This window comes from Pseudoalteromonas sp. C8 (assembly GCF_011378685.1).
Taxonomy (GTDB): domain Bacteria; phylum Pseudomonadota; class Gammaproteobacteria; order Enterobacterales; family Alteromonadaceae; genus Pseudoalteromonas; species Pseudoalteromonas arctica.
On sequence record NZ_WTKT01000001.1, the window covers coordinates 42,496 to 55,302 of the forward strand.

9 protein-coding genes are annotated in these 12,807 nt (G+C 39.4%); 1 reads left to right on the forward strand and 8 read right to left on the reverse strand.

Going from position 1 to position 12,807, the window contains the following annotated elements:
• Positions 1-5: 5 nt before the first annotated feature.
• The 3 genes from GQR39_RS00185 to rppH form a co-directional block, all read right to left on the reverse strand.
• Positions 6-815, reverse strand: coding sequence for a sulfite exporter TauE/SafE family protein (locus GQR39_RS00185; protein WP_165734530.1), 810 nt, complete (start codon positions 813-815; stop codon positions 6-8).
• A 90-nt stretch (positions 816-905) separates the two neighbouring features.
• Positions 906-3,170: a phosphoenolpyruvate--protein phosphotransferase gene (ptsP, locus tag GQR39_RS00190; protein ID WP_076923556.1), complete on the reverse strand. Its 2,265-nt coding sequence runs from the start codon at positions 3,168-3,170 to the stop codon at positions 906-908.
• 30 nt (positions 3,171-3,200) lie between these two features.
• Positions 3,201-3,719 (reverse strand): RNA pyrophosphohydrolase, encoded by a 519-nt coding sequence (gene rppH, locus GQR39_RS00195; RefSeq protein WP_002958704.1) that lies wholly within the window; start codon positions 3,717-3,719, stop codon positions 3,201-3,203.
• 683 nt (positions 3,720-4,402) lie between these two features.
• On the opposite strand from rppH, the gene mutH reads away from it, so the two are divergent.
• A complete protein-coding gene (gene mutH / locus GQR39_RS00200) occupies positions 4,403-5,074 on the forward strand; it encodes a DNA mismatch repair endonuclease MutH (protein ID WP_024589993.1) in 672 nt (223 codons plus the stop codon).
• A 197-nt stretch (positions 5,075-5,271) separates the two neighbouring features.
• Here mutH and eno read toward each other — a convergent pair whose 3' ends face one another.
• From eno to rlmD, 5 genes are all read right to left on the reverse strand, one after another.
• The gene (gene eno, locus GQR39_RS00205; RefSeq protein ID WP_165734531.1) at positions 5,272-6,570 is read right to left on the reverse strand and encodes a phosphopyruvate hydratase; all 1,299 of its coding nucleotides are present in this window, start codon (positions 6,568-6,570) and stop codon (positions 5,272-5,274) included.
• Between the two features lie 112 nt (positions 6,571-6,682).
• Positions 6,683-8,317, reverse strand: a complete 1,635-nt coding sequence (locus GQR39_RS00210; RefSeq protein WP_010553216.1) for a CTP synthase — start codon at positions 8,315-8,317, stop codon at positions 6,683-6,685.
• Between the two features lie 162 nt (positions 8,318-8,479).
• On the reverse strand, positions 8,480-9,277 hold the full coding sequence (mazG, locus tag GQR39_RS00215; RefSeq protein ID WP_165734532.1) for a nucleoside triphosphate pyrophosphohydrolase: 798 nt from the start codon (positions 9,275-9,277) through the stop codon (positions 8,480-8,482).
• Between the two features lie 2 nt (positions 9,278-9,279).
• Positions 9,280-11,436: a GTP diphosphokinase gene (relA, locus tag GQR39_RS00220; RefSeq protein WP_010553214.1), complete on the reverse strand. Its 2,157-nt coding sequence runs from the start codon at positions 11,434-11,436 to the stop codon at positions 9,280-9,282.
• Positions 11,437-11,444: 8 nt separating this feature from the next.
• Entirely contained in the window at positions 11,445-12,770 is a 1,326-nt protein-coding gene (gene rlmD, locus GQR39_RS00225; RefSeq protein WP_165734533.1) for a 23S rRNA (uracil(1939)-C(5))-methyltransferase RlmD, read from the reverse strand.
• Positions 12,771-12,807 lie beyond the last annotated feature (37 nt).

The window sequence follows — 12,807 nt, forward strand, 5'->3', positions numbered from 1 at the left end:
AACCTTTAGCTAAAAACCATTTTAATTGCGATAACTACAAGCAGCACCGCGAAAACTTTCTTAATTGTATTAACAGGTAAATAGTGAGTTGCTTTAGCGCCAATGGGCGCAACAAACCACGAGGTAATAACAATCCCAAATAATGCAGGTAAGTAAACAAACCCGGCAAAACCATGCTCTAAATCGGTAACATGCCAGCCTGCGCTGATGTAACCAATAGAACCAAATAATGCAATAACAATTCCGCACGCTGCCGCACAGCCAATTGCTTTTTTTATATCAACCGAAAAATAATTAAGCATCGGTACTATTAAAGCTCCACCGCCAATTCCTATTAACCCTGATAACCCGCCCATTATTGCAGAAACGCCCCCTAAAATAGGACCTGCCGGCAACGGTTTTTCTGACATCGATTTATTACGCGCGGAGAGCACCATTCTGGCTGCAATAAATACAACGCTTATAGCAAACACTGTACGTAATATTTGTTCAGGGATTAAACTTGCTGCAAAGCCACTAACAAGTGCGCCTAAAGCCACACCCGACATAACCCATGGTGCAATTGCCCAAGGCACGTTATCATTTTTATGATGAGCCAGCGCTGAAGACGTTGAAGTAAATAAAATAGAAGCGAGTGAGGTTGCAATAGCAATTACTAATACATGATCAGCCGACGTTACATTAAATGAGAGTAGCAGAGTGCTTAGTACTGGAACGATAATTAAACCGCCGCCAATGCCTAGTAATCCAGCTAAAAACCCAACAATACAGCCTAGTAGTGCGCAGCTTGCGACTAACAAACCTAAGTCATACATAGTAATCTCAAATACCTTTTTAAGGTTTATATATTAAAGGATTATAAAACTAATAGCATCTGTGTATTGCAATTAATTAGGCGTACGAGCTTATTTTGGGGTGTAAAACAAATCACCTAATTTATGCTCTAGCATAAAGCTTCGCGTTAAACGTAGTACTTGTTTGGCTGTGGATTGCGCTAAACATTCACTTAATAGTTGTTCCATGTCACTGACATTTAAACGCCTAAGTACCCACTTTACTTTATTAAGCGATGATAAGTTCATACTAAGGCGTCTGTAACCCATGGCAATAAGCAAAATAGCACCTTCAGGATCGCCGCCTAGTTCACCACACAAACTAAATGGCAGTTCATATTGCTCACATTCGTGCGCCACTTTATTTAGTACTCTTAGTACACCTGGGTGATAAGGGTTAAAAAGTTCGGCTACACGTGCGTTAGCTCTGTCTACTGCTAATAAATACTGTGTTAAATCGTTACTGCCTACTGAGCAAAAATCGACTTTTTTTGACCACTCAGGAAGCATAAATACACTTGAAGGTACTTCCAGCATTATACCTATGTCGGGTCTTTCTATGGTTTGCTCTGGGTATTTTTCACTTAATTCAAAATAAGCCTGTTCAAATAACGCAAGTGACTCATCAACTTCTTCAGTGCCGCTGATCATAGGGAGCATTATTTTTAAATTACCTAAACCAATATTTGCTTTAAGCATCGCTTTTAGTTGATCTAAAAATAACTCGGGATGATCAAGGCTAATACGAATACCACGCCAACCTAAAAATGGGTTTTCTTCGGTAATATTAAAGTAATCAAGTACCTTATCGCCCCCAATATCCAATGTACGCATAACCACAGGATTAGGATGATAGCTAGTTAGTACTTCTCGGTACCAGTTTTCTTGCTCTGATTGCGAAGGAAACTGACCCTTTTGCATAAACCACGCTTCGGTCCGATAAAGCCCCACACCGTCACAAATATGCGCGCTACTTTGCTCGGTATTAAGCTCAAGGCCTGCATTTAATAATAAGCTAACGTGTTCACCGTCAAGCGTAATTGATTCTGAGTCTTGCTCTGCTAAAAAGCGGTTATTAAGTAGGTTATCTTGATGCTGTAACTCTGTGTATTCATCCATCAGCATTTGTGAAGGCGATATATATAAACGCCCAGCAAATGCATCTAAAATCATCGGTTTGCCATTAAACTGTAGTAGAGGTAAATCTTCTATACCCCAAATGGCAGGGATCCCCATCGCACGCGTTAATATAGAAGCATGGCTATTTGCAGAGCCATTTACGCTTACAACGCCTGTTAAGTGACCTTTTGGCACTTCAGCAAGCATGGCGGGTGTTAAGGTATTAGCAATTAAAATAGTGTTGGGCGGATAATTTTTAACAGCGTGCTCGGTATTTACAAGATGGTGTAATACGCGAAGACCAATGTCTTTAACGTCAACAGCACGCTCTTTTATATAAGGGTCTTGCATGGCATTAAATTGAGATATTAAACGCTCTATTACAATTTTTAGGGCGCTTTTAGCACACCAGCCTTCTTGTAATTGCATTTCAACATTATGCCCTAAACTTTTAGCATCAAGCAGTTGTTGATACACATCAAATACCGCAAGAGCTTCATGCGGAATCGAGTCGCTTAGCGTCATCGATAGGGTATTAAATTCTTTGCGCGTTGCAGCTACAGCTTGAGTAAATAAACGGCGCTGCTCAGTGACGTCACTGTCTTTTAAAAGCTCAATAGATTTAAAATCAAGTTTTGGTAATACAACAAATGCTTGTCCTATACCTATTCCTGGAGCACTCGATACACCTTTTAAAACAGACGTTTGATGAGATGACTCATCTTGGCGTAGTATTTCTTTAATTTCAGCATGCGCTAACTGTGACGCAAGTTGAGCAGAAAGCGTTATTAAAAACGACTCTTCGTCTTGGCTAAATACACGTGCCATTTTTTGTTGGACAACAATAACGCCCAGTACTTTTTTTTGATGAACAACGGGTACAGATAAAAAAGCGTTGTAGCCTTCTTCGTTTACTTCGGGGGAGAGCTTAAAACGAGGATGCGATTTAGCAAATGCAATATTAATAGGTTCTTCGCGTTGCGCCACTAGGCCAACTAAACCTTCGGTAAAACCAATTCTAAACTTACCTACCGCATCGGGGTTTAGCCCTTCGGTTGCCATAAGTACAAAATTGTCTTGGCTGTAATCTGCAAAATAAATGGAGCAGCACTGGGTTTTCATGGCATCTTTAACCATTTGCACAAAGCACACTAATGCGCTGTCTAAATTCGCTTGTCGCGATACAGACTCCGCAATAGATCTCAGTGTAGCCAGCATGTCCTGCTCCTTTATTTTATTCTGAATTAACTACCTTTTACTTCGCCAATGATCTTTATGTTGTTCTCTCTTATTAAAAGGCATGGCGAAAGGAGCAAACTCTTTCATTACACGTCGATAAACATCCCGTTTAAACGATACAACCTGTCTTACAGGATACCAATAACTTACCCAGCGCCAATCATCAAATTCAGGATGATGGGTTTTAAGTAAATTTACATCTTCGTCTTTACAGCGTAATTTTAGTAAAAACCATTTTTGTTTTTGCCCAATACACACCGGACTAGAGTCTCGGCGGATTAATCGTTTGGGTAATTTATAGCGTAACCAATGTTTTGAGCTTGCGACTATTTCTACATCTTCTGGTCGCAACCCTACTTCTTCGTGTAATTCACGGTACATGGTTTGTTCTGCAGTTTCGCCATCATCAACACCACCTTGGGGAAATTGCCAAGAGTGTTGACCATAACGTCTGGCCCAAAAAACCTGTCCCTGATTATTGCAAATCACAATTCCGACATTGGCACGAAAACCTTCGGCATCAATCACCTTAGTGCCTCATTTGTAAGTCGATTTTTAATGATTGTTCCACATTAGCCGCAATACGGCAAATACTATTATACCCAACCCGATTAGTAAGCTAAGTTTGAGCTTTTAGTACATTGATAAATTATGGAGAGTGGGTAAATATTTGGAAAATAACTTAACAAGGCTATTGCGGTTCTTGTTTTCCTCTAGTTACTCACAGTTTGTGCATAACTTTTGTAAAACACGCTCATTTTGCAAACAAATCCACAATATTAGATCCAAAAACTTGGCTTCTCCACAGATTCTGTGGATAAACATGTTCATATAGTTGTATTTATCCTTACAACTTTTAAATTGCTTAATCAAAACTGAATGTACAACATTAAAAAAACCAACTGAGTCAGTAACTTAAAGTAAAGCAGCTTAATTTCAATATGCTCAAAATTAACCCAAACAACAAGCGGGCAAAAAACACACAACTCTAGAGATATCCACGGCTTAGCCTATTTGCTATCATGGCTATGATATTTATACAACCGAAATTAAGAATACTGATTACGTTGAATTGATACTTATAATCGCAATAAAAAGTAGCTCAATAACAAAAAACTATCATATGCAGTTTCTCCGCATAAGTAATTTCAACGTAGTTAGTGAGTTATTAAACCTCTATAATATTCATATTTTAATAAAATTGGCATGACATGCGACCTACAAAACCACACTCAATTAACGATTTAATGCAACGCGTTAATAATATTGCCGGATTAACTCTAGGGCAGCTTGCTAACAAGTATAATTTTAAAACGCCAGATGATTTACTGCGCGAAAAAGGTTGGACTGGTCAGTTAATTGAATACGTACTAGGTGCTACTGCGGGCTCAAAACCACTTCCGGATTTTGAAGATTTAGGAATTGAGCTAAAAACACTCCCTATTTCCTATAAAGGTAGGCCACTGGAAACTACGTTTGTATCGGTTACACCTTTAATGAACGTTACAGGAATGACGTGGCATACCAGCTCTGTACGTAAAAAACTAAATCATGTTTTATGGCTGCCAATTTTAAGCGAACGTGATATTGCCCCGTTTGATAGAACCATTGGCAGCGGCTTTTTGTGGCAACCCTCACCTGAACAGGACGCTTTATTACAGCGCGACTGGGAAGAGCAAATGGAGCTAATTGCGCTAGGTAGAGTCGACGAAATATCAGGCCATTTAGGCGATGCGATGCAAATACGCCCTAAAGCAGCTCATAGCAAAATAGTGACTGATGCTATTGGTCCAAATGGGCAAATAATTAAAACCCTACCCCGTGGCTTTTACTTAAAAACCAGTTTTACAGGTGATATTTTAAAGCAGCAGTTTCAGCTTTAACTGTGTTATAAAATATTAAAACTTAAGTAACCTTTAATATTATTGCCGCCACCCTCTTTCGCTCTGTGCGCGCGCCAGCAAGCTTAACCCTACAACTTATTCTCATCTCTTTGAAAAAGTATCAGGCATAAAAAATCCCCGCTTATGCGAGGATTTTATCATCTAAAATTAAAAATTAGATTCTATATAAAATAGAATTACTGACCTTTAACTTCTTTAAGACCGTTGTACGGTGCTTTATCACCTAATTGCTCTTCAATACGTAGCAATTGGTTGTACTTTGCAACACGGTCAGAACGGCTCAATGAACCTGTTTTAATTTGACCTGCAGCAGTACCAACAGCTAAATCAGCAATTGTTGAATCTTCAGTTTCACCAGAACGGTGAGAAATAACAACAGTAAAACCAGCGTCTTTAGCCATTTTGATTGCAGCTAAAGTTTCAGTTAAAGAACCGATTTGGTTAAACTTAATTAAGATTGAGTTAGCAATACCGTTGTCGATACCACGTTTTAAAATCTTAGTATTTGTTACAAATAAATCATCACCTACTAATTGGATTTTATCACCCATTAGTTTAGTTTGATGTGCAAAGCCATCCCAATCAGACTCATCAAGACCATCTTCAATAGAAACGATTGGGTACTGATTAGTAAGATCTTGTAAGAAGAAGTTAAATTCTTCAGAAGTGAATTTTTTGCCTTCACCCTTAAGGTCGTAGATATTTGCTTCTTTGTCGTAGAACTCAGATGCAGCACAATCCATCGCTAAAGTAATATCTTTACCTAGCTCGTAACCTGCGTTTGCAACAGCTACTTTAATTGCAGCAAGAGCCGCTTCGTTAGATGCAAGGTTAGGTGCAAAACCACCTTCATCGCCAACCGCTGTTGAATGACCATCAGCTTTAAGTACTTTAGCAAGGCTATGGAATACTTCAGCACCCATACGTAGGCCTTCGCGGAAGTTTTTAGCGCCAACAGGTTGGATCATGAATTCTTGAATATCTACAGAGTTATCTGCATGTTCACCACCATTGATGATGTTCATCATTGGAAGTGGCATAGAGTAAACACCTGGCGTGCCGTTTAAGTCAGCGATATGTTCATAAAGCTCAACTTTTTTAGACTGTGCAGCTGCTTTTGCAGTTGCTAGTGATACAGCTAAGATTGCGTTTGCACCTAATTTTTCTTTATTTTCGGTACCGTCTAAATCTAGCATCACTTTATCTACAGCGCTTTGATCTAATGCACTTTGGCCTTTTAAAGCATCAGCAATTTCGTTATTGATATAACCAACTGCTTTTAATACACCTTTACCTAAGTAACGTGATTTATCACCGTCGCGTAACTCTAATGCTTCACGAGTACCAGTAGATGCGCCTGAAGGTGCTGCTGCACGACCCCAAGAGCCATCTACTAAATGTACGTCTGCTTCAACAGTTGGGTTACCACGCGAGTCCATAATTTCGCGACCGATTACTTTTACGATTTCTGACATCTTGATTCCTCTATATTCCCAAAATGGTGAGTTCAGCTAACTTTACTACGTTTTATATAGCTTAGTCAGCCCTTAAAACAAAAAAGCCGTGCAATATGCACGGCTTTTAAAATTACGAATTCGCTTTTTGGTGGATATGCGCGGCTGCTACAAACCCTTCAAACAACGGATGACCATCACGTGGAGTTGACGTGAATTCCGGGTGGAACTGCGCGGCAATAAACCATGGGTGATCTTTATTTTCGATAATTTCTACCAGTTTTTTATCTTCTGATAAACCAGTAAAGCTTAAGCCTGCTTTTTCAAGTATTTCTACAAAGTTATTATTTACTTCGTAGCGATGACGATGACGTTCAACAATTTCGTCGCTGCCATATACTTCGCGTACTTTAGAACCTGGTGTTAAATGACATTTTTGTGCGCCTAAACGCATAGTGCCACCTAAATCAGATTTTTCGCTACGTGTTTCAACATTACCTTCAGCATCTAGCCATTCAGTAATTAAGCCAACTACTGGCGCTTCTGAGTTTGCATTAAACTCTGTAGAGTTTGCATCCGTTAAGCCTGCAACATTACGTGCATATTCAATTAATGCTACTTGCATACCTAAACAAATACCTAGGTATGGTACTTTATTTTCACGTGCGTATTTAGCCGCTAAGATTTTACCCTCAACACCACGTCCGCCAAATCCACCCGGTACTAAAATAGCATCTAAGTGTGAAAGTAATTCAACACCTTTGTTTTCTAAATCTTGTGAATCTACGTATTGAATATTAATTGTTAAACGGTTTTTAAGGCCCGCATGCTTTAATGCTTCGTTAACCGATTTGTACGCATCTGGTAATTCAGTGTATTTACCAACCATACCAATTGTCACTTCACCCGTTGGGTTAGACTCTTGATAAAGTACTTGTTCCCACTCAGCTAAATCTGCTTCTGGTGGATCTAAGTGAAAACGACGACATACGAAGTTATCTAATTCTTGCGTTTTTAATAACGCAGGAATTTTATAAATGCTGTCTACGTCAGGTAATGAAATAACCGCTTTTTCTTCTACGTTTGTGAATAATGAGATTTTTGCACGCTCATTATTAGGTAGTTTACGGTCTGAACGACAAATAAGAATATCTGGCTGAATACCTACTGAGCGTAACTCTTTAACAGAGTGCTGAGTTGGTTTTGTTTTAACTTCACCTGCAGGGCCTAAAAATGGCACTAACGTTAAGTGAATAAATAGCGCGCGTTCGCGGCCAATTTCAGTTCCCATCTGACGAATTGCTTCAATAAACGGTTGTGATTCTATATCACCTACAGTGCCGCCAATTTCTACAATAGCAATATCATAACCTTCAGCACCGTCGTATACACGTTGCTTAATATCGTTAGTGATATGTGGAATAACCTGAATAGTAGCGCCTAGGTATTCACCACGGCGCTCACGACGTAATACGTCTTCATATACACGGCCTTGTGTGAAGTTATTACGACTAGTCATTTTGGTACGAATAAAACGCTCGTAGTGACCTAAATCAAGGTCAGTTTCTGCGCCGTCTTCTGTAACGTAAACTTCACCGTGTTGAATTGGGCTCATTGTGCCTGGGTCAACGTTGATGTAAGGATCCAGCTTTAAAATGGTAACATTTAAACCACGGGCTTCTAAAATAGCGGCCAGTGAAGCTGCGGCAATACCTTTACCCAACGAAGAAACAACTCCGCCAGTAACGAAGATAAATTTTGTACTCATGCGAACCCTAGAATATCAGGAATTAAAAGGAATATAACACCCAAAGAAGAGCCTAAGGGTATATCATCAAGACGGGGCGAAATTGTACCAAAACACTGCTTATCAATCCAGCTAAAATTAGCTAATACGCGCACAAAAAATGTGCACTATTTAACATTAAGCCTATTTTACTTTTTTAATCGCATCCCACGCACTATCCATCTCTTCAAAGGTTGCTGTATCTAAGCTTTTACCTTGCGCATGCAAATAGGCGTTTACCTTTTCAAAACGCGCTGAAAACTTATCATTAGCGCTACGAAGCAGTTGTTCGGGATCTCGTTTAACATGGCGTACAACATTAACAGTGGCAAAAAGTAAGTCGCCGAGCTCTTCCGCTGTATGATCAGATAACGGGTCTTGCTCAATCGCTTCTTTTACTTCAAGCACTTCTTCGCTCACTTTATCAAGTGCACCGTGATACGTTGGCCAATCGAAACCAAGTGCGGCAACGCGTTGTTGAATTTTTTTAGCTTTACTTAAGCTTGGCATATTGGCAGGAATATCTTGCCAAAAAGAAGGTGATTCTGTTTGCGCTCTAGCACTGCGTTCTTGTGCTTTGATTGCTTGCCACTGTTGCGATAATTGATCGTCTGTGAGCTCTTTTTTTTCACCAAAAACATGCGGGTGACGACGGGTAAGCTTATCGTTTAATTGCTCTACTACATCATTAAAATCAAATAGATTTTGCTCTTGTGCAAGCTGCGCATAAAAAATAATTTGAAATAACAAATCACCCAATTCACCTTTAAGCTCATCTAAGTTGCCTGACTCAATACAGTCGGCAACTTCGTATGCTTCTTCTAGTGTATGCGGCACAATAGATTTAAAATCTTGTTTGAGATCCCACGGGCAACCGCCCTTGGGATCTCGCAGTGTTTTCATTATGCTAAGAAGTTGTGTAAGCGCTGCATTATCATTCATGATTAATGACCACGCTTGGCATCGTGTACACCTTCAATTTGGTGTAACTTAGAAAGAACACGGTTAGTACCCGATAAGTCATGTACTTCTATTTGCATCGTAAATATAGCTAACTGATTATCTTCAACCGTATTTACGTTCATATTTAAAACATTTACTTTTTCGTTAGCAAGTACTGAGCTTATATCGCGTATTAGCCCAGAACGATCGGTTGCTTCTATTTTAATACTTAGTGCGTACGAGCCGTTGATATCATCAGACCAACTTACCGAAATAACACGCTCTGGATGCTGATTTTTTAAGTTATTAAACGAATCACAGTCTTCCTTATGAACACCTATCCCTCGACCTTGCGTTATATAACCTATTATTTCATCGCCAGGGACAGGACGACAGCATTTTGCTACATGGCTCATTAAGCTACCAACGCCATCAACCACTATGCCGTTTTTGTCACCGGTTACTTTGCTAGGCGCTTTAATACGAATAACCGGTTCATCTTCTGTCCGATCACTTACAAAGTTAAGCATTTGATTGAGGCGTACATCGCCCGCACCAATTGCAACCATTAAGTCATCAAGTTCTTTAAAATTAAAACGCTTGATGGCTGGCTCTAAATCTTTGTATGTTAAATTAAGCTTTTGTAATTCACTGTCGAGAATTTCTTTCCCCGCACTTAAGTTTTTGTCGCGGTCGAGCTGTTTAAACCAGTGATGAATTTTGGCTCTAGCGCGCGATGACTTAATGTATCCTAATGACGGGTTTAACCAATCACGACTTGGATTTGGTTGTTTTTGGGTCAGTATTTCTACCTGATCCCCAGTTGTAAGTTGATGCGTGAACGGCACTATTTTGCCGAAAATTTTTGCGCCAATACAACGATGCCCTACATTTGAGTGAATGTAGTAAGCAAAATCAAGTGGTGTAGCGCCAAGTGGTAAATCGATAATATCGCCGCTTGGGGTAAATATGTATACGCGGTCTTCTACTACTTGGTTTTTAAGCTCTTCTGCTAAATCGCCACCATCAACCACTTCTTCTTGCCATTGAAGTAACTTACGCAACCAGCTAATTTTTTGCTCATAACCCGAGCCGCGTCCCGGTAATGCACCTTCTTTGTACATCCAGTGTGCAGCCACACCCAACTCAGCATCTTGATGCATATCGCTGGTACGAATTTGTATTTCTACTGTTTTACCTTCAGGCCCAAATACTACGGTATGGATTGACTGATAGCCGTTTTGTTTTGGGGTTGCTACATAGTCGTCAAACTCTTTATTAAGATGACGCCAATTGGTGTGCACAATACCCAGCGCTCCATAACAATCTTGTAGGCGTTCAACAACGATACGCATTGCACGAATATCAAAAAGCTGATCAAACTCGTAGTTTTTTTGCTGCATTTTTTTATAAATGCTGTAAATGTGCTTGGGGCGGCCATAAACTTGGGCCTCTATGCCCGCTTCACTTAAACGGTTTTTTACTTGCTCAACCATATCTTCCATATAGGCTTCGCGCGTAAGACGTTTGTCGTCAAGTTGTTTGGCTATGCTTTTATAGGTGCCTGGGTGCAAATATCTAAACGATAAATCTTCCAGTTCCCACTTTAATTGCCCTATTCCTAATCTGTTTGCCAATGGTGCAAAAATATCAGCCGTTTCTTTAGCGGCAATGACGCGGTCTTCTTCATCCGCATTTTTTACATTACGTAAATGACATACCTGCTCGGCAAGCTTAATGACCACGGCGCGCACATCTTCAACCATGGTTAATAACATTTTTCGAATATTATCAACTTGCATAGTTCCTTTACCTTGATGCGATAAAGTACTAATAGTGGCCATTTGTGCAACCCCAGTTAACAGCATGGCTATATTACTACCAAGCTGCTCTTCTATGGTTTCTAGTGATATTAAATCGTTTAAAAAATACGGGGTTAAATACGCAGTAGCTAACGATTCGGGGTCGAGATTTAGCTCAGCTAAAATTTCAACCATTTCGATTGCAGTAGTTTGCCTGCTTTCATTATCACATTTTACGCAGAGCGCTTGCGCTTTAGTAAGTAGCTCTGTTTTTTCTTCAGACAAGGCAAGAAATGAAAGCCGAGTGCTAAAATCTGTTGTCTCATCTTGTTGATGTGATTGTCGTGTAGCTACCATAATGCGTTCTACCTCCGTTGAAATAACGCCATAGTTTCAATATGCCCTGTATGAGGGAACATATTCATTAGCCCAATTTTATTAAGATCAAAGCCAGCTTGTGAAATAATTGCGCTGTCACGGGCTAAAGTAACAGGGTCACAAGAGACATATAAAATAGTTTTAAACTGCTTTAAAGATAATTGCTCTAATACAGCCATTGCACCAGTCCTAGATGGATCGAGTACAAGCACATCTAAGTTTTTACTAAACCATGGGGCGCTCTGTATGCTTTGCGTTAAATCAAAGCAATGAAACTGCGCATTGGTAATAGAGTTAGTTTGCGCATTTTGAGCAGCCATTGCAACCGCTGAAGTCACACCTTCTACGCCAATTACAGATTTTGCTTGTTTTGCCAACACTAATGAGAAATTACCAATGCCACAAAATAAATCCAATAAATTTTCATCACCTTTTAAATCAAGCCAATTTGCGGCTTGCTTTAACATAGCTTCGTTAACTTGCGCATTTACCTGAATAAAATTACCTAAACCAAATTCAAATTTTAGATCAAACTCTTTAAGATAATAAAACGGCATGGCTAAGTGTGAATGATCAATTACATCGCTCTCGCTTTGCCATACAACTTCAAACTGTTGGCTTTTTGTTATGTGCTCAACCAAAGCCTTTGTATCATCGTTAATTGCTTTAGTGTGACGAATAACAACAAAGTTTTTCTCATCACTTTGGCATAACTGTAAATGGCTTATACTGTGCAGCGCTTTGTGTTGATTAATTAAACCATCAAAAAGTGTAAAAACATCCGCAAATACTTCATCAAGTACTGCACATTTATTAATACTCACAATATTTTTTGAACCGCTTGCTCTATAACCCACACGCATTTTTTTAGCTGCTTTATCAAACATAACAGCTATGCGAGCGCTGCGCCTGTAATGCACAGACTTTCTTAATAATGGAGCTTGCCAGTTTAAGCTGTTTAATTTAGCAAACTTACTAAATAACTGAGTAACTGCAGTTTGTTTTTCTACAACTTGTTGGCTTACTTCTAAATGCTGTAATTGGCAGCCACCACACTGATTATAGTGCTCACAAAAAGCGTCAACTCTTGATTCACTCGCTTTAATAATTTTAATTACTTTTGCACTGCTGTATTTAGCTTTATCTTCGACGAGCGTTGCTTTAACTGTTTCATTTGGTAATGCACCGCTCACAAAACATACTTTATTATTATGCTTCGCAATGCCACGCCCTTGATGATCCATTCCCGTTATATTTAATTCTAGTGTTTGTTGCTTAAGCGGTTTTTTTTTCGCTTTAAAAATTTGCGCCATTAGGCATTACCTTCAGTTTATTTATGAAGCACCTATA

What these genes read in the sequence shown, in the direction of transcription:
- GQR39_RS00185 (WP_165734530.1), bottom strand. Translation starts at nt 815, where the DNA reads ATGTATGACTTAGGTTTGTTAGTCGCAAGCTGCGCACTACTAGGCTGT.
- rlmD (WP_165734533.1), bottom strand. Translation starts at nt 12,770, where the DNA reads ATGGCGCAAATTTTTAAAGCGAAAAAAAAACCGCTTAAGCAACAAACA.
- eno (WP_165734531.1), bottom strand. Translation starts at nt 6,570, where the DNA reads ATGTCAGAAATCGTAAAAGTAATCGGTCGCGAAATTATGGACTCGCGT.
- ptsP (WP_076923556.1), bottom strand. Translation starts at nt 3,170, where the DNA reads ATGCTGGCTACACTGAGATCTATTGCGGAGTCTGTATCGCGACAAGCG.
- GQR39_RS00210 (WP_010553216.1), bottom strand. Translation starts at nt 8,317, where the DNA reads ATGAGTACAAAATTTATCTTCGTTACTGGCGGAGTTGTTTCTTCGTTG.
- mutH (WP_024589993.1), top strand. Translation starts at nt 4,403, where the DNA reads ATGCGACCTACAAAACCACACTCAATTAACGATTTAATGCAACGCGTT.
- relA (WP_010553214.1), bottom strand. Translation starts at nt 11,436, where the DNA reads ATGGTAGCTACACGACAATCACATCAACAAGATGAGACAACAGATTTT.
- mazG (WP_165734532.1), bottom strand. Translation starts at nt 9,277, where the DNA reads ATGAATGATAATGCAGCGCTTACACAACTTCTTAGCATAATGAAAACA.